At 62.9% G+C, this 19,961-nt stretch carries 16 protein-coding genes and 1 pseudogene; 4 read left to right on the top strand and 13 right to left on the bottom strand.

Going from position 1 to position 19,961, the window contains the following annotated elements; translation table 11 throughout:
- Nucleotide 1: 1 nt before the first annotated feature.
- From BX604_RS14225 to BX604_RS14215, 3 genes are all read right to left on the bottom strand, one after another.
- Nucleotides 2–1,717 (bottom strand): glycoside hydrolase family protein, encoded by a 1,716-nt coding sequence (locus BX604_RS14225; RefSeq protein WP_098551351.1) that lies wholly within the window; start codon nucleotides 1,715–1,717, stop codon nucleotides 2–4.
- 28 nt (nucleotides 1,718–1,745) lie between these two features.
- Nucleotides 1,746–4,511 (bottom strand): type VI secretion system Vgr family protein, encoded by a 2,766-nt coding sequence (locus tag BX604_RS14220; protein WP_098551350.1) that lies wholly within the window; start codon nucleotides 4,509–4,511, stop codon nucleotides 1,746–1,748.
- 521 nt (nucleotides 4,512–5,032) lie between these two features.
- Complete coding sequence (locus BX604_RS14215; protein ID WP_179894803.1) at nucleotides 5,033–5,920, bottom strand: LysR family transcriptional regulator; 888 nt, start codon at nucleotides 5,918–5,920, stop codon at nucleotides 5,033–5,035.
- Nucleotides 5,921–5,996: 76 nt separating this feature from the next.
- On the opposite strand from BX604_RS14215, the gene BX604_RS14210 reads away from it, so the two are divergent.
- On the top strand, nucleotides 5,997–7,298 hold the full coding sequence (locus BX604_RS14210; protein ID WP_098551348.1) for an aspartate aminotransferase family protein: 1,302 nt from the start codon (nucleotides 5,997–5,999) through the stop codon (nucleotides 7,296–7,298).
- Between the two features lie 86 nt (nucleotides 7,299–7,384).
- On the opposite strand, the gene BX604_RS14205 is transcribed toward BX604_RS14210, so the two are convergent.
- Both BX604_RS14205 and BX604_RS39595 read right to left on the bottom strand, forming a co-directional pair.
- Nucleotides 7,385–8,467 (bottom strand): helix-turn-helix transcriptional regulator, encoded by a 1,083-nt coding sequence (locus BX604_RS14205; protein ID WP_098551347.1) that lies wholly within the window; start codon nucleotides 8,465–8,467, stop codon nucleotides 7,385–7,387.
- 252 nt (nucleotides 8,468–8,719) lie between these two features.
- Entirely contained in the window at nucleotides 8,720–9,082 is a 363-nt protein-coding gene (locus BX604_RS39595) for a hypothetical protein (protein ID WP_257146317.1), read from the bottom strand.
- On the opposite strand from BX604_RS39595, the gene BX604_RS39590 reads away from it, so the two are divergent.
- Entirely contained in the window at nucleotides 9,081–9,212 is a 132-nt protein-coding gene (locus BX604_RS39590) for a hypothetical protein (RefSeq protein WP_257146316.1), read from the top strand. The two genes, BX604_RS39595 and BX604_RS39590, sit on opposite strands and share 2 nt — an antisense overlap.
- Before the next feature lie 305 nt (nucleotides 9,213–9,517).
- Here BX604_RS39590 and BX604_RS14195 read toward each other — a convergent pair.
- Together BX604_RS14195 and BX604_RS14190 are read right to left on the bottom strand one after the other, a co-directional pair.
- Nucleotides 9,518–9,671 (bottom strand): annotated as a pseudogene (locus BX604_RS14195) (VOC family protein); the annotation flags it as partial.
- Between the two features lie 43 nt (nucleotides 9,672–9,714).
- Nucleotides 9,715–10,695 carry a DMT family transporter gene (locus tag BX604_RS14190; protein ID WP_098551345.1) on the bottom strand — a complete coding sequence of 327 codons (981 nt, stop codon included), beginning with the start codon at nucleotides 10,693–10,695 and terminating at the stop codon, nucleotides 9,715–9,717.
- A 260-nt stretch (nucleotides 10,696–10,955) separates the two neighbouring features.
- Here BX604_RS14190 and BX604_RS14185 point away from each other — a divergent pair, with 260 nt between their 5' ends.
- Nucleotides 10,956–11,807 (top strand): LysR family transcriptional regulator, encoded by an 852-nt coding sequence (locus tag BX604_RS14185; RefSeq protein ID WP_098551344.1) that lies wholly within the window; start codon nucleotides 10,956–10,958, stop codon nucleotides 11,805–11,807.
- A 113-nt stretch (nucleotides 11,808–11,920) separates the two neighbouring features.
- Here BX604_RS14185 and BX604_RS14180 read toward each other — a convergent pair whose 3' ends face one another.
- The 5 genes from BX604_RS14180 to BX604_RS14160 form a co-directional block, all read right to left on the bottom strand.
- Entirely contained in the window at nucleotides 11,921–12,622 is a 702-nt protein-coding gene (locus tag BX604_RS14180) for an ABC transporter ATP-binding protein (RefSeq protein WP_096501694.1), read from the bottom strand.
- Nucleotides 12,622–13,395 carry a high-affinity branched-chain amino acid ABC transporter ATP-binding protein LivG gene (gene livG, locus BX604_RS14175; protein ID WP_096501696.1) on the bottom strand — a complete coding sequence of 258 codons (774 nt, stop codon included), beginning with the start codon at nucleotides 13,393–13,395 and terminating at the stop codon, nucleotides 12,622–12,624. Before livG ends, BX604_RS14180 begins: the two co-directional genes overlap by 1 nt.
- Nucleotides 13,392–14,663, bottom strand: a complete 1,272-nt coding sequence (locus BX604_RS14170) for a high-affinity branched-chain amino acid ABC transporter permease LivM (RefSeq protein ID WP_098551343.1) — start codon at nucleotides 14,661–14,663, stop codon at nucleotides 13,392–13,394. Before BX604_RS14170 ends, livG begins: the two co-directional genes overlap by 4 nt.
- A gap of 11 nt (nucleotides 14,664–14,674) precedes the next feature.
- Complete coding sequence (gene livH / locus BX604_RS14165) at nucleotides 14,675–15,601, bottom strand: high-affinity branched-chain amino acid ABC transporter permease LivH (protein ID WP_098551342.1); 927 nt, start codon at nucleotides 15,599–15,601, stop codon at nucleotides 14,675–14,677.
- Between the two features lie 186 nt (nucleotides 15,602–15,787).
- A complete protein-coding gene (locus BX604_RS14160) occupies nucleotides 15,788–16,906 on the bottom strand; it encodes a branched-chain amino acid ABC transporter substrate-binding protein (protein WP_098552872.1) in 1,119 nt (372 codons plus the stop codon).
- Between the two features lie 809 nt (nucleotides 16,907–17,715).
- Between BX604_RS14160 and BX604_RS39585 the strand changes: the two genes are divergently transcribed.
- The gene (locus BX604_RS39585; protein WP_098551340.1) at nucleotides 17,716–18,336 is read left to right on the top strand and encodes a hypothetical protein; all 621 of its coding nucleotides are present in this window, start codon (nucleotides 17,716–17,718) and stop codon (nucleotides 18,334–18,336) included.
- A 203-nt stretch (nucleotides 18,337–18,539) separates the two neighbouring features.
- On the opposite strand, the gene BX604_RS14145 is transcribed toward BX604_RS39585, so the two are convergent.
- Nucleotides 18,540–19,946, bottom strand: coding sequence for a cation:dicarboxylate symporter family transporter (locus BX604_RS14145; RefSeq protein WP_098551339.1), 1,407 nt, complete (start codon nucleotides 19,944–19,946; stop codon nucleotides 18,540–18,542).
- Between the last annotated feature and the right edge of the window lie 15 nt (nucleotides 19,947–19,961).

Genomic DNA, 19,961 nt, shown 5'->3' with positions numbered 1-19,961 from the left:
TTCAATGGTTGGAATTGTACGTGCCCTGGCAGAACATATCGTGCTCACGTTCCCGACGCGTCTTGTTTTCGATATCGAGGAACTCCACGGGCGCGCCGGCGTAGTCTCCACCATTCAATTTTCGGCACAGATTGGGGGCCTTGCCGAGGCTGCCCATGTTAAAGGCAAGGGAGACAAGCGCATCGTATTCATGCTGATAGAGCGGCACGCTGATCGCATTCTTGACGCGCCCCTCGAACACCGCGACGTCGTCGTCGAACAACGTCTGCGCCTCGGCAACAGTTATCTTGCTTGACATCGCGATGTATCCGTTCGCCGCGCAGCTACTTTCGGCAATCAGATGCCCCCAACCGACCGTGCAGTAGCCCTTGCTGTCGTTGTAATAGTAGGTGTTCGCCTTCGAGGTGTCGTAGTGCACCCCCTCCCAACCCTTGATAAATGCCTTGCCTTGATCCGACGTCTTCAGTTGGGCTATCGGGATACGCTGGCCGACAGGTTTCAGCGGCAACGCATCCAGGAATGTAGCTTTGTAGCCCTCCTGAAGAATCGCCAGCGAATCCATCAGATCGGCACGCCGCTGGAATGGTCCACCCACCGCCTTCCCATTCAATTTGGCATGCGGATCAAATCCAAGCGCACCTGAATATGCTTCGAAATGGAGCATCGACACGTTTTCGCTACCTACGATATGCACCGGTGCGCCGTTATCCCTCAGCAGCACACCGCTGTTCGCAATGACTTGCCCCTGACTGACCGTGTCTCCAACTTTCACCGTAGCCGACGATGGATCGACTTCTCCGTACAGGACGATAAATTCGCGACCGTCGGAAGTCTTGTGGTGGATACTGATCTGCCACGTCTGGCAATAGAACATCTCGCGCTTGATGACGACACCAGGTGCAATTGCGACGATTGGCGTGTGCGCCTGCACGTATAGATCGCGAGCCGCGTGCTTGCGGCCGCCCCCTCGATTGGCCCCGAATCTGGGCTGCTCATGGCCGCCGCCATGCAACGGTTTGGTCCACGTGTAGTCGCACGACGCCGTACCGTATTTACCGCCTTCATCATTGAGTGGACGGCTCTGTATCGGAAAGATGATCGGTGCAGCACCCTGACGCGGCGTCGACGTCGGCGCCCCACGGTCATTGTTCGGGTGGTCGTCGTGTGGCGGGCTACCCTTTGGGCTGGGCTTCTTTGGCGTAGGCTCGTCAGATTTCCGCGACTCGACAGGCGGCACCTTCAGCTTCTGACCGACCATAATGAGGTCCGATTTCAGTCGGTTCACGCGCTTGAGCAAATCAACACTCGTGTGATACTTCTTCGCGATCGTCGTCAGGTTGTCGTGTGCCTTGACAATGTACGTGCCACGCCAGTAGTCGCCTTTCGACGTATCGTCGACCTTGGTCGGCAGGTCATGCTTCGTCTTCGGGCTCGTCAGATTGAAGCAGATCTCGGACAAAGACGCGTTGAGTCGCGCCACCTCCTTCATCGTGTCGCTGGTCCAGCGTTTCACGTGCACGGATAGCGCTGCACCCATCTGGACCGAGAACTGGATGGCGCCCTGCGCATTCGTCGATGCGGTGTGATAGACGTGGTTCGCACGGTCTTCCATCCCCTTGATTTCGATCTTCAAATCCTGGATCGGCTGACCGAAATGGTCCTTGAAATAGACCGTCACGGCTGACAGCGGATCGGTGTTGTTGTCCCGGGTGTTCATGGTTTATTCGGATGAAGGCGGATGGCAGTCAGGCGCTTTGATTGACGTAGTGGTTCGGGTCGTCTGAAATAACCTCGTCAGAATCGGTGGCCGATGGCGTGACGCATTCGACAAGCCACGAGCCCTGAGTACCGACGAGTACCTGGAGCGTCTCTGGCTGGTCCGTCGTCAGGCGCGACGTGCGACCATGCTCGTCCAGCGCCCCCTGCGCGACAATGTCGCCATTCTCCCGCCGCGCCGTGTACTCCACATCACCGAACGCTCTCTGCCAGTAGACATCGTAGACATCCAGCCGGTTACTGAACGCCTTCGGCATATCGAAGCCGGGCACGACGACAGGTAGCGACTTGGGCCCCGGCAGCGCATGATTGCCCGCATACGCCGTCCATTGTGCGGGAGTGCCTTGCTCGATTCCCGCACCGCTGATTCGAATGTAGCTACCGCGTGCGTTCAATACAATTTCTTCGGCTGCGGTGATCTCGATCCGCTGCTTCGCGCTGATCAACTTCAGCACCTGATCGGCGATAATTTCGACGTTGTCTGATTGCGCCTGGATCTCCACCTTGCCCTTCGCTGCGAACAGCTTCATCCCCGCGTTCTTGACGAACAGGCTGATTTTTTCGGCAACGCTTGCGACCAGTGATTTCCCCGCAGCCAGATGCGTGCTTTCGCCACTGACGACATTCACGTGCTGATCCGCCGCGATCTGCGTCGACTGTTGAGTCGACGTCGCGATGCCGGCCGGGCTCGCGAACAACATGATGGGCGCCTTGAAACCGTTCGCACTGCCGACACCGCCACCGGCGGTTCGACCGCCGGCAGAGGTACCGGCCACGCTCGACTGCGTCGCGTCGGTGAATGCACGCAACGCTTCACCGCCTGGATTGAGACTTTCCGCTTGAGACCTGACGCTTGCACCTGAAAGCGACTGGACCACGCCTTGTGCATTGACGAGCGGCCCGGTTGCATGACGTGCGTCCATTGGCTGCTTGACCGAGGCGTCGTAGCTGGACACGAAAAGGCCCTGTGCCGCGCGAATCGCACCGTGGGCATCCGATTTCAAATCAAAGCCGCTACCAATATAGGGGCCCCGAGTGTTGCCATCCTGATCGACGAGATAGCCGAGATGAAGCAACGTGTTCGAACTGCTGCTGAACAGTCGAACCCGGTTCTGCGCGGTCGCATCGTCCAGAACCATCTCGTTGTAACCAGCGCCCGCATACTCCTTCGACCGATAGCCCGACAAGATGCCGTTGCTGTGCCACTGCGGCTGCACGTTCCCGTTGTACACGCGATGCAGCACGATAGGCCTGTCGCAGTCGCCACCTATGTAGCCGACGAGCACCTCTTCACCAACTCGCGGAATATGAACGCTACCGTAGCCTCCGCCCGTATCCGACTGCGCAACCCTCACCCAGCACGATGCGTTCACGTCTCCCGAGTTCTGCCGATCCCAGACGAACATGACCTTGACCCGGTTCAGTGCGTCGGTGTACACCTCTTCGCCCTGCGGCCCGACGACGATTGCCGTCTCCAGTTCCATCTGCGGCTTCTTGTGCTCGAACGGACTCCGATACGGGACCATCACACGCTGCGCCTCGACTTCGACCAGATAAAAGCCGGCTGAACCGTCGGCATGCGTAACGACGCCACCCGCTTGCCCGCGCTTGGCCTGCGTCAGTTCGGCCTGCAGGCTGTACGGAAAGCTCGCCTCATGATTCGAGAGCGGCAAATTGTTCTCGATATACCGCTGTACCTTGATCGCAGCAAATTCGCGTTGACCGGCAGGATCGCGCTCGTGTTCAGGATGCCCCGTCAACACGAAGCGGCACCCGGCGTCGATCGCCCGCACACTGCCGGCACCAAAGAATCGCTTGGCCCGCGACTCCCATTCCTCGAGGTGCATCTTCGAAAGATGCTCGCCACGATTCCGGTCCAGGTAGGTATACGCGCCCGTGTATTCGTAGACTTCGGCCTGCTCCGGCAAATCCCCCTGGCCGGACATCGTCGGCAATGTCGTGCCTTTGGGATTGACGAGCGACGATGGCGCCTTGTAGTCGAACGTACGCGTCGTGTGAACCGTACTCTGCAAGGTACGCGATCCCGCCCACTGCGTGAACGTGTTGGTTTCGCCGCCGATGCCTGACCTCGAGAACCTGACCGAATGCGGAGACATCTCGTCGAGCGAGTAAATGTCATCCGTCACGACCAGCCGGTGGGCGTTCCCGTCCTGGCTCTGCCGCCAGAAACCGAACAGGCCTTCTTCTTCCATCAAGCGATGGACGAAGTTCCAGTCGGTCTCGCTCTGGCGGCAGTATGAACGCGCAGGTAGTGGCTTGCGCAATGCGAATTCGAACTGCCCGCGAGCTTGCGGATGTGCATTGAATACGTCGGTGATGACGGCATCGACACTCTTGTCCTGCCAATACCGCATGTCGCTGCGGAACTTGAGGAAATGCATCCACGATGCGAAAGCCAGTTGATAGCTCGACAGACTACCGTCAGCCCCCAGCCTGCGAGCGGTGTGGATGTATCCGTTGATCGGCAGATAAGACTTGTTCGCTTGCTGAATCCAAAGCGTCATCGGTTGTGCGATCAGCGCCTTGAGCTCGATGTCGCCAGCCGCGGATACCATATCCAGGGTGACACTGAAGTCGCGGCCGAGGTCGGCACGGGTCATGGCACGCCGCGGGACGAGTGCGTTCTCTGGCAACGCCGGAATACTCGTCTTGAGCAAGCGATCTTGCTGGATCAGGCCGCCACGAATTGCCTGAACCACTTCGGTCATGTTCATTAATTATCCGTCTTCTTGTTTTTGCAAGCCCGCAGCGGCCCGCGCTCTCACGGGGACGGCTCCCCGTTTTATGCCGTCGCAATTCTAGCCAAATCAACAAGTCGTGAGAATGTACGTAATCTCCAAAACAACAATATTCCGCGTCAAAGATTGATATACGAGTCATCAAGAAGTCTATGGCCGGTATTTTTTGCGCCATTTAATTTCATTAAGCAAACTTCAACATTTATTTTTTATTTCATAAATATCGTTGAGATTTGATTTTGTAATATTTGGCGTATCGAGAATCACCTCCGGCCATTCGACACCGAACTCCCGTCGAACCCGGCTTTGCCAATCCAGCGGCGAACAAGCCGGCGAGCCTTCTCCATCTTCGATCGCGATCGTGCGTTATCTCTAATCAGGATTCGATGTAGAGCGATGCGCGAGACGCATCAACGGCAATCAAACTGACTGGTGCGTACGCATCGCCATGAAGCGAGACCGCTGATCGGCCGACCGGGCAGATGTCCCGGTCGCCCTCACAGCACCGGCAACACCGCCCGAATATGCTCCGCAAACGCCACGGTCAGATGCGACGGCCGCTTCCGGTCGAACCTCAATGTAATCCCCACCGCCGGCAACGGCGGCAACCCGCGATCGCCGGCGAGTATCGCCAGATCCGCGGGCACCGCCGTTTGCGTCATCACCGCGAACGCCTGCCCCGAGCGCACCAGCGCGGTCAGCCCCGCGAGACTGCTGCTCGCATACGCGACGCGATAATCGCGCCCCGCTCGATCGAGCGCTTCGCAGGCCGCGATGTGATCGAGCGTATCGGGATCCGACAGCGCGAGCGGCAACGGATCGAACTGCGCGGCATCCAACCCTGGATAGCCGATCCAGACCAGTTGCTCGCGACGGATGAAATCATCGGCCGCCCCGTCGTCGTCCGGCAACGAGATCATCGCCAGATCGACCGCCCGCTTGTCGAGTTGCTCGAGCAAGCGCGGCGTCGGCCCGCACACGACTTCGACGATCGCCTGCGGATGCTGGTTCGAGAACTGCCGCAACAGCGACGGCAGGAACACGGCCGCGTAATCGTCCGGGCAACCGAAGCGGATGCTGCCCGACAACCCCGTGCCGCACAGGTCGGCCATCGCCTCGTCGTGCTGCCTCAGGATCCGCTGCGCATGCGCGAGCAGCCGCTCGCCGGGATGCGTGAGCAGCACGCCGCGGCCGGTGCGCTGGAACAGCGGCTGATCGACGACCTCCTCGAGCCGCCGCATCTGCTGGCTCAGCGCGGACTGCGTGCGGCCGACCCGCGCCGCCGCGCGGCTGAGCGAGCGCACTTCGGCGATCACGACGAACGAGCGCAGCAGGTCGATTTCAAGCGAGCGTCCCAAGGTATTAGCTCCTTTTCTACCTTGCATAAGCATTATTCGTTTCCATAAAACCAGACCGGCACCTAGACTGCAAGCGATCCCTGCCCTTGCCCGGAGAAGCCCGATGTCCCTGAACGACGACGCAACCTTCTGGCGCAACGCCAGACAGCACCTGATCCGCTACGGCGGCACGTTCGAGCCGATGATCATCGAGCGCGCGCAAGGCAGCTTCGTCTACGACGCGGACGGCCGCGCGATCCTCGACTTCACGTCGGGCCAGATGAGCGCGGTGCTCGGCCACAGCCATCCGGAGATCGTCTCCGTGATCGGCGAATACGCGGGCAAGCTCGACCACCTGTTCAGCGGCATGCTGTCGCGTCCGGTCGTCGACCTTGCCACGCGCCTCGCCGACATCACGCCGCCGGGGCTCGACCGCGCGCTGCTGTTGAGCACCGGCGCGGAATCGAACGAAGCGGCGATCCGGATGGCGAAGCTCGTCACCGGCAAGTATGAGATCGTCGGCTTCGCGCAGTCGTGGCACGGGATGACGGGCGCCGCGGCGTCCGCCACGTACAGCGCCGGGCGCAAAGGCGTCGGCCCGGCCGCCGTCGGCTCGTTCGCGATTCCGGCACCGTTCACGTACCGGCCGCGCTTCGAGCACAACGGCGCGTACGACTATCTCGCGGAACTCGACTACGCGTTCGACCTGATCGACCGCCAGTCGAGCGGCAACCTCGCCGCGTTCATCGCGGAGCCTATCCTCAGCTCGGGCGGCATCATCGAATTGCCGGAAGGCTACATGGCGGCGCTCAAGCGCAAGTGCGAGGCGCGCGGCATGCTGCTGATCCTCGACGAAGCGCAGACGGGCGTCGGGCGCACCGGCACGATGTTCGCGTGCCAGCGCGACGGCGTGACGCCCGACATCCTCACGCTGTCGAAGACGCTCGGCGCCGGGCTGCCGCTCGCGGCCATCGTCACGTCCGCCGCGATCGAGGAACGCGCGCACGAGCTCGGCTACCTGTTCTATACGACGCACGTATCGGATCCGCTGCCCGCCGCGGTCGGCCTGCGCGTGCTCGACGTGGTGCAGCGCGACGGCCTCGTCCAGCGCGCGAACGTGATGGGCGACCGACTGCGGCGCGGCCTGCTCGACCTGATGGAACGCTTCGACTGCATCGGCGACGTGCGCGGGCGCGGCTTGCTGCTCGGCGTCGAGATCGTCAAGGATCGCCGGACGAAGGAACCGGCGGACGGCCTCGGCGCGAAGATCACGCGCGAGTGCATGAACCTCGGACTCAGCATGAACATCGTGCAGTTGCCCGGCATGGGCGGCGTGTTCCGGATCGCGCCGCCGCTGACCGTCAGCGAGGAAGAGATCGATCTCGGCCTGTCGCTGCTGGAGCAGGCGATCGCGCGCGCGCTGTAACGAAACGCCAGGCGCAACGTCGCGCGCAAACAGCGTGCGGCGTGATTCGAGCCGCACCAGGCGTGCCGCGCCGCGCGCCTCAAAACCTAGTCGAGCCTCCCGGCTCGAAACACGCTGCGCAATTCGTCATGATTGTGGACGTTGAGCCGGCGATAGATCTTGCGAACGTGATCGACGACCGTGCTGTCGCGCAGCGCGAAATCACGCGCAATCTCGCTGTGCGAGTGGCCCAGCACGAGCGGCACGCAGAGTTCGCGTTGCCGCTCGGTCAGGCCGAACGCGAAACCGAGGCGTTCGACCATCAGGCTGAGCGGCGGAAAGTGTTCGATATAGATGACGATCGCGGCATCGCGTTGCAATGCGACCGCGTCGGTACATCGATAGGCCTTGAAGCGGAAACGCCCCGCATGGTTGCGACGCTCGAGCGTCGCGGGTGGCGCCGGGTAACCAAGCCAGATGCGGTTGATGTTCGACCGCAGCGGAGCGAGCCAATCCGGCAAGCGCTCGTGATGATAAAACGCGCGCGGCTCGCCGGTTGCGAGCGACAGCATCCGGATGCTGTCTGCGTTGTGCAGCAGGAGCCGGCCGTCGTCGTCGACCACCATGATCGCGGACTCGCTGCATTCGGATTCGTGCAGCATGGGCTGCACGGGCCGCGACAGCGCATGGGCAAGATGCCGTGCCACGGGTTCGATGTCGCGATGGTCCTTGTCCGAGAACGGACGGCCGCCTGGTGCGCGCGACAGCAGCAGGCTGCCCCAGCCGCGCGTGCCATCCGTCGCGGTCAGCTCGAGACAGTGGCGCATCGACACCGGCCGCCACAGGTCCACATACATCTCGCTCGACAGCAGTGCATCGTCGTAGTGCGCGCTGTTGTCGAAACCGCGCCCGCGACGCATCGCGTCGGAAAACGTGATGCCCAGCACCTCCTGCCGGGACGTGTTGTGGATGTTCGCGAAATACGTCGGCAACAACGTGTAGACCACATCGTTTTCGCTGCACACGTCCGACACCGCGTAGTGCTCGTCGGCATAGAAGAACATGCCCCAATCGGCACCGACGATGTGCCGGGCCGCCTCAATCACATGAGGAATGACCAAGCGCGGCTCGACGGCAAGCGAACAGAGCCGACGAATATGACTCGCAAGCGCGACGTGTTTGTCAGACATGAATGCGCTCCTCGAACATGCACCGGATTCGCTCGCGGGCCGGGGCGAGACGCACGACTTCACACGTTCCGCGATACCTGTTCAGTGTAGACATTCCACATGACAACGACGGCAATTACCCCCTTTCGAGAGGGCGTTAAACCGGCATGCGAGTTCTATCATTCCGCCATTCCGGCTGTATTTGCGTGACGAACCCGCTGCTGCGTTCGGCATGGGGATTTTGTCCGGTGCGAAGCGGCGCATGCCGATGCATCAGTCGCCGGAAACGTTGGGGAATTGCCGGGGGAGGATCGACATGACGCATGCGGGCGTAGCAGGCGCAGGCCTGTCGGCCGCGGATGCCGGCACGTCGCGCGTCACGATGCAGGTGAGCGCGACGAAGGCAGCCGCATGCATGCGGCGTGTCGACATACGCGGACGATGCGGATCCGCGTCGTTGTTGTTGCATCGCTTTTTCATGTGAGGTGCCACGATGAAGAGCATGTGCAAGGCGGCACTGGCCGTCATTTGTGTGTTGGGTGCGTCGGGTCTCGCCCGGGCGCAGGACGAGGGTGCCGCGGCAGCGTCGAGCACGCCGTCCGACTCGGCGATCAGCGCGACGTCGATGGGCAGCATGCCCAGCGCCGGTTCGCAGGCAGGCGGGCCGACCGGGCTCACGCGCGCGCAAGTCAAGGATGAATACCTGCGTATGCAGAAGTCGGGAGAACTCCAGCGTCTCAACCAGTTGTATGGTGGCGGCCAGTAGCAACAGGTATCCGGCGCGGCATGGTCGCTCGTGTATCGGGTGGGGGTAGCGATGGCGCGACCATGCACGGCCGACGGATAGACGGCGAGCGGACACGCGCCCGGCGGTCTTTCATGCCGAGCGCGACATGCCGAAAAGCACGGACCGCATCCGTCCGTGAAGCATGCACGTACGTACATGCCTGCGCGTTGTAGGCCCGTTGCAGGCCGGCGGCGTCCTGCATCGCTCGCGCAGACAAGCCTGCTTGATCCGGTCGCTGGCAAGCCGGTTCGCGCCCATGTCGGTGCGCGTCAAGCCGCCTCGGGTCAGCAGTGAGCGAGCACGTTGACGAGCTTGCCGGACGGATCGCAGACGTAAAAACGGCACGCCCCACGGTTCGTCGGCAGGCCCGTATTCGACGGGAATGCCGGCGGCACGCACACGTTCGAGCGCTTCATCGGCATCGTCGACCTCGATCGTGTGCCGACATGGGTGACGACTCGCTTCACTTTCATCGGATTCCTTAGCAAGTCGGGCTGTCTCGAGAAACTACACGGGAATCGCGCGCGCAACCAGTACGTTGGCGGCCGGCCGCCACCATTTTCGTCTGCCGGGCCCGCGCGGGCCGTTCGCCGTGCTTGCTGGCGAGCCACACGCCGATCGCGACGACGACGATGCCGAGATAAGTCGTCACCGGAATCCGGTCGCCGAACATCCATGCGGCCCAGGTCAGCGTCACCGGCGGTTCGAGATAAACAAGGGTCGCCACGCGCGTCGCGGACAGGCGCTTGAGCAGCGCCCACAACGTCAGGTAGGCGACGAAGGTCGAGAACACCGTCAGCCACACGACGGACAACCACACGTTCGGCTGGGTCGGCACATGCAGATCACCCGTGACGAGCCCGCACGCCGCGAACAGCACAAGGCTCACGCTCGCCTGCACGAACAGCGGCAGGCACAGGCCGTCCTCGTCGCCGCGCGCGGTCGTGAGCGCACGCCGGCGCTGATAGATCGTCGCGATCGACAGCACCAGCGCGGACGCCAGCGGCAGCAGGTACATGACGATGCCGACCGATTCGGTCTGCAGTGCATATTGTCCGCCGATCACGATGCCGACCCCGATGAAGCCGGCCACGAGCCCGACCCACTGGCGTACCCCGCTACGCTCGCTGCCATCGAACGTCGTCATCGCGGCCGTGATGAGCGGCTGCAAGGCCGCGATGATCGCGGCAACGCCCGGCGGCAGGCCATGCTGGATCGCTACGTAGAGGCAGCTCAGATAGAGAAACTGCGACAGGAAGCCGATCGCCGCGTGATAGCGGAGCTTTTCCAGCGTCAGCCGCCCAAGCCGCCGGTTGAGGACGATCGCGAGACACAGCGTGACCAACAGGAATCGCCAGAACAACAGATTGAACGCGCCGGCCGTCGGCGCGCCGATCTTGGCGCCGATGAAGCCGGAACTCCACGACAACACAAAAGCGAGCTGGATCAGGAAGCGCTTCATGGAAACATCGACCCTCGGAACGTGACCGTGGACGTACGTGCATTACCGAGATCCTCGAATCGAATCGGTTCGAGCCCAAGGCGAAGCGATGCGTCGCGGCGGCTGCGTTGCAGCGCCGGATAAACCTGAAGCGCACCCTGCGATACGCGTCACGCTCGATCGAATGCCTGTCGTTGTCCGCCTGTTGACCTGAGAATAGGGAGACCCAATAATTCCGTCAATCGACATTACCTGAATCACTGATTCGGAATATCCAAATCATGCCGCGCACCCTCGACATCGACCTGCTGCATACCTTCCACGCCGTCGCGAAGCTCGGTCGCTTCAAGGATGCGGCGGCCTATGTGAACCGCAGTCCGTCGTCCGTCACCGCGCAGATTCAGAAGCTCGAGGAGATGGTCGCGCAGCGATTGTTCACGCGAAACAACCAGGCCGTCGAACTGACGCAGTTCGGCCACAAGCTGCTCGGCGACACCGTGGAGTTTCTGTCGAGCCACGACCGCCTCGTCGAATCGCTGTCGCCGCAGATGCTGACCGGCAAGCTGCGGCTCGGCATCCCCGATTCGTATGCCGCGCATTTCATGGCGGAATTCCTGCCGCGCTTCGCCGCCGACCGGCCGCTGCTCGAACTGACCGTCGAAGCGCGCGCCAGCGACGAACTGCAGCTGCTGTTCTCCCGCGGTCAGCTGGACATCACGATCGCCGTCGCGCCGAAGCTGCTGCCGCACGCGGAACTGCTCGGCAAGACGCATCCGGTGTGGGTCGCCGCGCGCACGTTCAAGTTCAATCCCGACGCGCCGCTGCCGATCGCGGTGCAGCTGCCGGGCTGCCCGTACCGCGACATCGGGTTGGCCGCGCTGAAGAAGGCGAAGATCGCGCACCGGATACTGCTCGAGAGTGCCAGCTCGCCGGCCGTCGAAGCCTGTATCGCCAACGGCCTCGCGGTCGGGATCATCGAGCATGATCGCGTGACCGGCAACCTGACGAGCCATGTCGCCAGAGTCGCGCTACCCGATCTGCCGCCGCATCTGATTACCGTCCTGACGGACGACAGCAATCGCGCCGCGCTGCATTTGCGCGACGTGCTGAAAAGCACGTTCAGGATCAGCTAGGAAAAGAGAAGACGAGGCCGCGACGGGGCTCGTTGCATCGGCATGCGGAATGCTGCATGCGAAGCGCAAGCGGCAAGCACCGCCGGCCCGTTGCAGGCCGGCGGTTTCCCGCGTCAACCGCCGAGATACGCCTGCTTGATCCGGTCGTTCGCGAGCAGGTTCGCGCCTGTGTCGGCCAGCACCACGCGCCCCGTTTCGAGCACGTAGCCGCGATCGGCCACACCCAGCGCCTTGTTCGCGTTCTGTTCGACCAGGAACACCGTGACGCCTTCGTCGCGAATCGCGCGGATGATGTCGAAGATCTGCGCGATCACGAGCGGCGCGAGGCCGAGCGTCGGTTCGTCGAGCAGCAGCAGGCGCGGCTTGCTCATCAGCGCACGGCCGATCGCCAGCATCTGCTGCTCGCCACCCGACATCGTGCCGGCCCGCTGCGTCGCGCGCTCCTTCAGCCGCGGAAACAGCTTGAACACGTGCTCGATGCCGTCGTCGATCTCGTGACGGCTCGCGAAGAAGCCGCCCATCTTCAGGTTCTCGAGCACCGTCAGGCTCGGGAACACGCGCCGCCCTTCCGGCGAGATCGCCATCCCCTGCCGCATGATCTGGTGCGTCGACATCCCGGTGATGTCGTTGCCCTCGAACAGCACGCGGCCCGACGATGCGCGCGGCGTGCCGCATACCGTCATCATCAGCGTCGTCTTGCCGGCGCCGTTGCTGCCGATCAGCGTGACGATCTCTCCCTTGTTCACCTCGATCGACACGCCCGCGAGCGCCTCGACCGCGCCATAGTGCGTATGGACCTGTTCCAGCTTCAGCATCACTCTTCCCCCAGATACGCCTTGATCACGCGCGGGTCGTTACGGACTGCTTCCGGCGTGCCGATCACGATCGGCCGGCCGTGCTCCATCACGAGGATGCGGTCCGACACGCCCATCACGAGGCTCATGTCGTGTTCGATCAGCAGCACCGATACGCCGAACTCGTGGCGCAGCTTGTCGATCAGGTGCTGCAGCTCGATCTTTTCCTGCGGGTTCAGACCGGCCGCCGGCTCGTCCAGCATCAACAGACGCGGCTCGGTGATCATGCAGCGCGCGATCTCCAGACGCCGCTGGTGCCCGTACGACAGCGTGCCCGCCTGCCGGTTGGCTACCGACTTCAATCCCATCCGGTCGAGCCACACCGCCGCGCGTTCGAGCGCTTCCTTCTCGGCGCGACGATACGCGGGCGTCGAGAACAGGCCCGGCAGCAGCCCCGCCTTCACCTTGCGATGCTGCGCGACGAGCAGGTTCTCGACCACCGTCAGCGACTTGAACAGACGGATGTTCTGGAACGTGCGCACCAGGCCCTTCAACGCGATCTTGTGGCTCGGCAGCCCGCCAATCGCATGGCCGTCGAGCACGACGTCGCCGCCGGTCGGCTTGTAGAAGCCGCCGACGCAGTTGAACACCGTGGTCTTGCCCGCACCGTTCGGCCCGATGATCGCGAACACTTCGTTGCGGCGCACGTCGAAATCGATGCCGTCCACCGCGAGCAACCCGCCGAAGCGCATCTGCAGCCCGGCGACCTTCAACAGTTCTGCATTCGCGCTCATTGCGGCAACTCCACGTGGGGACGGCTCGCGGGCAACAGGCCCTGCGGACGCCACATCATCATCAACACCATCACCAGACCGAAGATCAGCATCCGGTACTCGGCGAACCCGCGCGCGACTTCCGGCAGCACGGTCAGCAGGATCGCCGCGAGAATCACGCCGAGCTGCGAACCCATCCCGCCGAGCACGACGATCGCGAGGATCAGCGCCGATTCGATGAAGGTGAACGATTCAGGATTCACGAGGCCCTGACGCGCCGCGAAGAACGCGCCGCCGATGCCGGCAAATGCCGCGCCGAGCGTGAACGCCGACAGCTTGATGCGCGTCGGGTTCAGGCCCAGCGAACGGCATGCGATCTCGTCGTCGCGCAGCGCTTCCCACGCGCGGCCCATCGGCATGCGGATCAGGCGGCTCGTCACGAACAGCGTGAAGCCCACCAGCAGCAGCGCGATCAGGTACAGGAAGATCACCATGTGCTCGCCGCTGTATTCCAGCCCGATCAGTTCATGGAAGGTCTTCGCGCCTTCGACGCTCGCCGTGCGCGCCATCTCGAAGCCGAACACCGTCGGCTTCGGAATGCTCGAGATGCCGTCCGGGCCGCCTGTCAGGTCGGTCAGGTTGTTCGCGAGCAGGCGGATGATTTCGCCGAAGCCGAGCGTGACGATCGCGAGATAGTCGCCGCGCAGACGCAGCACCGGGAAGCCCAGCAGGAAGCCGAACGTCGCCGCCGCGATGGCCGCGATCGGCAAACACTCCCAGAACGACAGCCCGAAATACTGGTTCAGCATCGCGTACGTATAGCCGCCGACCGCGTAGAACCCGACATAGCCGAGATCCAGCAGCCCCGCGAAACCGACCACGATGTTCAGCCCGAGGCCGAGGATCACGTAGATCAGCGCGAGCGTCGCGACGTCCACCGCGCCGCGCGAGCCGAAGAACGGCCACACGAACCCGACCGCGAGCATCACCCAGATGATCACGCGCTGCTGCTGCGCGCCCATCGCGGGCATCGCCGGCAGCTTCACCGCCGATTTCGCGCGCACGAGCCACGGCCTGAACAGCTGGAACAGGAACACGCCCGCGACCGCGATCCACACCGGACGCCAGTGCGGCGTGAGCACCACCTGATAGCCGTCGAGCTTCAGTTGCAGGCCGAGCACCGGAATCGTGAGGATCGCCGTCAGGATCGCGGCGGCCACGGCATTCTTCAGCGCCTGGCCGACCGACGCGTCGGCGGCCGGGCGGCGAACGGAAATGACTTGACTCATCTGCGTCTCCCTCAGACCTTTTCGATGTCCGACTTGCCGAGCAGGCCGGTCGGGCGGAAGAGCAGGATCAGCACGAGCAGGCCGAACGCGACGACGTCCTTGTACTCGGCCGGCATGTAGCCTGCGGCGAAGGTTTCAGCCAGGCCCAGCAGCACGCCGCCGAGCATCGCGCCCGGGATGCTGCCGATCCCGCCGAGCACCGCGGCGGTGAACGCCTTGATGCCTGCGACAAAGCCGATGTACGGGTTCAGCTTGCCGATCGTCAGCCCGATCAGCACGCCGCCGACGGCCGCCAGCATCGCGCCGAGCACGAACGTGAACGAGATCACGCGGTTCGTGTCGATGCCGAGCAGGTTCGCCATCTTCATGTCCTCGGCGCACGCACGGCACGCACGGCCCATCCGCGAATGCGAGATGAACAGCGTGAGCGCGATCATCAGCACGATCGTCACGCCGACGATCAGCAGACGCGCATACGGGATCGTCACGTCGAAGTTGCCGCCGAGCGGGATGTCGAATGCGCCGGAGATCAGGATCGGCACGGATACGTCGCGCGCGCCCTGGCCGATCTGCACGTAGTTCTGCAGGAAGATCGACATGCCGATCGCGGAGATCAGCGGCACGAGGCGCGGGCCGCCGCGCAGCGGGCGATACGCGACGCGTTCGACCGCGAAGCCGTACAGCCCCGTGACGATCACCGACACGATCAGTGCGGCGCCGAGCACGAGCGGCAGCGGATAACCTGCGGAGATGCCGATGGCGGTGAGGGTTACGAGGCCCACGTACGCGCCGATCATGTAGATCTCGCCGTGGGCGAAGTTGATCATGCCGATGATGCCGTAGACCATCGAATAGCCGATGGCGATCAGCGCATAGATCGCACCCAGCGTCAGGCCGTTGACCAGCTGCTGGGCGAATTGCGGAAAGAAGTCAGTCATGTGCGGGAAGCTCCCGTTGGCGCTGTGTCGCATGCCGTCGCCGGATCACGGCGGTCGGCCGCGCGCAACGCACGGTGTCGTCTCGGGCCGCCCGCTTTGGTCGCGCACGGGGAATGCGCGACCCAATGCGCACGCGCCCCGTCCGGGTCTCGGACAGGGCGGGTGCGCGCGGGCGGGTACTCCGTCTTACTTGGCGGCGGTCTTCGTCGCGTCCTTGTGCCACGTGTAGACGACGAACTTGAACGCCTTCAGGTCGCCCTGTGCGTCATACGCGACCTTGCCGATCGGCGTGTCGAACGTCGTCTTGTGCATGTACGCGGCGACCTTGGTCGGGTCCGTCGACTTCGCGCCGGCGATCGCGTCGGCGATGATCTTCACCGCTGCGTACGACGGCATCTGGAACGGGCCGTTCGGATCGCGCTTCTTGTCCGCGAACGCCTTCACCAGCGCTGCGTTGGCCGGGTCGGCCGAGAAGTCGGCCGGCAGCGTGACCAGCATGCCTTCCGAAGCCGGGCCGGCGATGGCCGTCACGTCCTTGTTGCCCACGCCTTCAGGCCCCATGAACGTGGCCTTCACGCCCTGCTCGCGCGCCTGGCGCATCAGCAGGCCCATTTCCGGGTGGTAGCCGCCGAAGTAGACGAAGTCGACGCCTTGCGACTTCAGCTTCGTGATGATCGCCGAGTAGTCCGAATCGCCGGCGTTGATGCCTTCGAACAGGACGACCGGGATCTTCGCGGCTTCGAGGTCCTTCTTCACCGACGTTGCGATGCCCTGGCCGTACGACTGCTTGTCGTGCAGGACCGCGACCTTCTTCGGCTTCACGTGGTTGATGATGTACTGCGCGGCGGCCGGGCCTTGCTGGTCGTCACGGCCGATCGTGCGGAAGATGAAGTGACGCTTCTTGCCTTCGGTCAGCTGCGGCGCGGTGGCCGACGGCGTGACCATCACGATGCCTTCGTTTTCGTAGATGTCCGATGCCGGGATCGTCGAACCCGAGCACACGTGACCGATCACGTACTTGATCTTCTGGCTGACGATCTTGTTGGCGACGGCGACGGCCTGCTTCGGCTCGCATGCGTCGTCCATCATCACGACTTCAAACTTGTTGCCGCCCGCACCGCCTGCCGCGTTGATCTGTTCGATCGCGGTCAGCGCGCCGGCCTTCACCATGTCGCCGTATTGGGCGACCGAGCCGCTCATCGGGCCAGCGATGGCGATCTTCACGGTGTCCGCTTGCGCGGCGGCGGCGCCGGCGGCGAACAGCACGGCGGCAACGGAAATGGACGTAAGACGGGAAAGCGTCATCAGGAGCTCCTCGATGTTGTTAGTCATACGGGCAATGGCGGCATGACTTGCGCAATCGAACAGCACCCGGGGCGAGGACATGGGACACGCCCGAGACACATGAAGACGGACCTGCAGATGAATGATGCGTAGCGGGGCCCGGCTCTTGCAGTCCCCGAAGGGGACGTCTGGTTCGGAAAGACATCGTGATGCGTCTTGCATTGCGCAAGCGTTTCGCCTGCCCCGCTTGCCAACTGCTCGTTCGGAGGGATGGTCCGACAGCCGTTGGCAAGGCAGTCGAAATTATATGGGGGTTTTTAAATCGTCTGTCAAAAATGCCGCATCTCTGAGGGAAAACACGGAGAAACTTGCCGACTTCCTGGTGGCGATTCGGGAGCAACTGGACGGGGTGCTAACGTTTGCGGGGGAGTGCAATTGGGTTGCGATTTTGGGTGGGTTGGTGAAGTTTGGCCTTGTCGGGATTGGGTTTCGGCGGTTCGGTGTTTCGTGGGAGGCCGTTTTTTGACGGTTTGGGGTCCGATCGTTGAAAATCAATCGACTGATGATTGTGGGGCGTGCACCGGCTCGGGGCGGTAGTTCGCAGCCACCAATCCTTCCGATTGCTGACGCATAAGGATGCACAGAAAGATATTTGTTATTTATGTGAAATAATCCAGGCTCGCTTCTGCAATCCAGCCAGCCTTCCTGCGGGTCGCACCCTCCGCACCTCGCAGCCGCTTCAGGGCCGCTTCGACGCCCAGCCGTCGCCGAGCCGCCAGCCAGTGATCTGCCGTTTTTTCTCATTGCTTATCACGTGGTTCGGAACCCCGATGAATCCTCCTCTTCGCTTTTCTTTTGCCGCCGCGCTTGCTTGCGCGCTTTCTGTTTCCACCGTCGACGCTTCGGGCCGCGATTCGCTGATCGATCGTTCGGACGGGGCCAATGTGTTTCGTTCGGAACGTCGGGCTGTGGCTCGGGGCGTTGAGCGTTCAGTGCGGACGACGCAGCGCGTGAAGTACGCGGCGCCGGTTGAACGTAGTCCGTTCGATACGCCGGATACGCGGCCGTTGAGGGTTTCGGGCGATTCGCTTAAACCGCAGCCTTCGGCGGAACACGGATCTCGCGATTCCGTTTGGCCTTCGAATCGCGTTGAGCTTGGCGCGGGCGGGAACAATAGCTTCGGTCGCACGTTGCCAAGACACGAACAGCGCGAGCTGAACTGGAATGAATATTTGCGAGCCAATGGGTCATATGCGCGTGGCGGCGAGAATGCGTATGCGCCTACGTGGCCCTTCGATGCTGCGCGAGGTCCGCACGCTGTGCCGAATCCGTACGATCCGTCAGTGCCGCAACCCGAAACGCGGACGTTTTATGACGGCGGCGCGGGTTCGCGTTGTACGGCGACGGGTGGTGCGGGGACGGCGCGGTCGTCTTGCAATATCGCCTGGTGATGCTTCGTCGTGGCCGGTGGCGGCTGCCCTGCCCGGCTTGATGTGTTGCCTTGCGATCCGCGGGCGCATGCTTGCTGTACTGAGACGCGCATTTGCACGAGTTGAAGTTCGATCAGGCCGCGCGGTGCTGTCTGCGCGGCCTTTTGTATCGCCGGCTCATCAGCGATCACGGGCTGGATGGGGTGGTTCACGCCGCATCAATGCTACAGACCGCCGCGCTTGAGCGGGATCCCGCGCGGATGCGGATTCGCGTCGTCGAAATCTTCGGACAGCAAGTTGCCATCGTCGAGCTTCGCATCGGCACGCGCTGTTGCCGGATAACGTTCGGGGTAAAGGTGGCGCTGGGCGACCGTCTCGTCGAACGTACCAGACCATTTCGCAACGACGACCGTGGCCAGGCTGTTGCCGATCGTATTGCACGTTGCGATCGCCATCGACATGAAGCGGTAGACGCCAAAGATCAGCGCGAGCCCTTCCACCGGCAGCAGCCCCGTCGATGTCACCGTCGCCGCGAACACCACGAACGATCCGCCCGATACCGTCGCGGCCCCTTTCGACGTCAACAGCATCAGCAGCAGAATCCCGAGCTGGTGCTCGAACGTGAGCGGCACGTTGTACGCGTGCGCGATGAACATCACGCCCATCGCCATGAAGATCGACGTCCCGTCGAGATTGAACGCATAGCCGGTCGGCAGCACGAGACCGACCGTCTGCTTCGCGCAGCCGAGTCGTTCGAGCTTGATCAGGAGCCGCGGCAACGCGCTTTCCGATGACGCGGTGCCGAGCACGATCAGGATCTCGTCCTTGATGTAGCGCATGAAGCGCCACATGCTGAAGCCGGCCAGCTTCGCGACGATGCCCATCACGACGACGATGAACAGCACCACGACCGCATAGAAGCTGAGCACGAGTTGCGCGAGCGCGATCAGCACGGCTATCCCGTTGCTGCCGACCGCGAACGCGATCGCGCCGAAGGTGCCGAGCGGCGCAAGCTTCATCACCAGATTGATGAACGAGAACAGGACCTCCGAAATCTGGTCGAGCCCGTCGTTGATTCTCGCGCGCCGCCCTTCGGGAATCGCAAGAATGCCGATGCCGACCATCACCGCGAGCACGACCACCTGCAGCAGCTCGCCCTTTGCGAACGCGCCGATGAAGTTGTCCGGCACGAGATGCATCACGAATTCGGTGAACCCTTGCGGCGCCGCCTTTGCCGCGGCGACCGGCACCTTGCCGACCGCAACCGACGTCATGCCCTGGCCGGTCTGCAGCAGGTTGCCGGCGAACAGGCCGAACGCCAGCGCGATCGTCGACACGACTTCAAAGTAGACGATCGCCCGCCAGCCGACCCGCCCCGCGCTCTTCACGTCGCCGGCGGAAGCGATGCCATGCACGATCGTCAGGAATACGAGCGGTGCGACCCCTGCCTTGATCAGCGCGAGAAAAACGTCGCCGAGAATCTTCATCTGCGTGCCGAATTTCGGAAACAGCAGCCCGGCGACGATGCCGAGCACCAGCGACGCGAGCACCTGCATGCCGAGCTTGCGATACCACGGACGCTTCGGCGCCGGGGCGACCGGTTCGTCGCGCGAGGTCTGTGCGTGATTCATGATGGTGTCTCCTCC

The sequence above is a fragment of the Burkholderia sp. JKS000303 genome (assembly GCF_002563755.1).
GTDB lineage: Bacteria > Pseudomonadota > Gammaproteobacteria > Burkholderiales > Burkholderiaceae > Burkholderia > Burkholderia anthina_B.
The sequence above is the reverse complement of the archived record's forward strand: the minus strand, read 5'-3'. Positions and strand labels throughout refer to the sequence as shown.

What these genes read in the sequence shown, in the direction of transcription:
- BX604_RS14225 (WP_098551351.1), bottom strand. Translation starts at nt 1,717, where the DNA reads ATGAACACCCGGGACAACAACACCGATCCGCTGTCAGCCGTGACGGTC.
- BX604_RS14220 (WP_098551350.1), bottom strand. Translation starts at nt 4,511, where the DNA reads ATGAACATGACCGAAGTGGTTCAGGCAATTCGTGGCGGCCTGATCCAG.
- BX604_RS14215 (WP_179894803.1), bottom strand. Translation starts at nt 5,920, where the DNA reads ATGCAAGGTAGAAAAGGAGCTAATACCTTGGGACGCTCGCTTGAAATC.
- BX604_RS14210 (WP_098551348.1), top strand. Translation starts at nt 5,997, where the DNA reads ATGTCCCTGAACGACGACGCAACCTTCTGGCGCAACGCCAGACAGCAC.
- BX604_RS14205 (WP_098551347.1), bottom strand. Translation starts at nt 8,467, where the DNA reads ATGTCTGACAAACACGTCGCGCTTGCGAGTCATATTCGTCGGCTCTGT.
- BX604_RS39590 (WP_257146316.1), top strand. Translation starts at nt 9,081, where the DNA reads ATGCCCAGCGCCGGTTCGCAGGCAGGCGGGCCGACCGGGCTCACGCGC.
- BX604_RS39595 (WP_257146317.1), bottom strand. Translation starts at nt 9,082, where the DNA reads ATGCTGCCCATCGACGTCGCGCTGATCGCCGAGTCGGACGGCGTGCTC.
- BX604_RS14190 (WP_098551345.1), bottom strand. Translation starts at nt 10,695, where the DNA reads ATGAAGCGCTTCCTGATCCAGCTCGCTTTTGTGTTGTCGTGGAGTTCC.
- BX604_RS14185 (WP_098551344.1), top strand. Translation starts at nt 10,956, where the DNA reads ATGCCGCGCACCCTCGACATCGACCTGCTGCATACCTTCCACGCCGTC.
- BX604_RS14180 (WP_096501694.1), bottom strand. Translation starts at nt 12,622, where the DNA reads ATGCTGAAGCTGGAACAGGTCCATACGCACTATGGCGCGGTCGAGGCG.
- livG (WP_096501696.1), bottom strand. Translation starts at nt 13,395, where the DNA reads ATGAGCGCGAATGCAGAACTGTTGAAGGTCGCCGGGCTGCAGATGCGC.
- BX604_RS14170 (WP_098551343.1), bottom strand. Translation starts at nt 14,663, where the DNA reads ATGAGTCAAGTCATTTCCGTTCGCCGCCCGGCCGCCGACGCGTCGGTC.
- livH (WP_098551342.1), bottom strand. Translation starts at nt 15,601, where the DNA reads ATGACTGACTTCTTTCCGCAATTCGCCCAGCAGCTGGTCAACGGCCTG.
- BX604_RS14160 (WP_098552872.1), bottom strand. Translation starts at nt 16,906, where the DNA reads ATGACGCTTTCCCGTCTTACGTCCATTTCCGTTGCCGCCGTGCTGTTC.
- BX604_RS39585 (WP_098551340.1), top strand. Translation starts at nt 17,716, where the DNA reads ATGAATCCTCCTCTTCGCTTTTCTTTTGCCGCCGCGCTTGCTTGCGCG.
- BX604_RS14145 (WP_098551339.1), bottom strand. Translation starts at nt 19,946, where the DNA reads ATGAATCACGCACAGACCTCGCGCGACGAACCGGTCGCCCCGGCGCCG.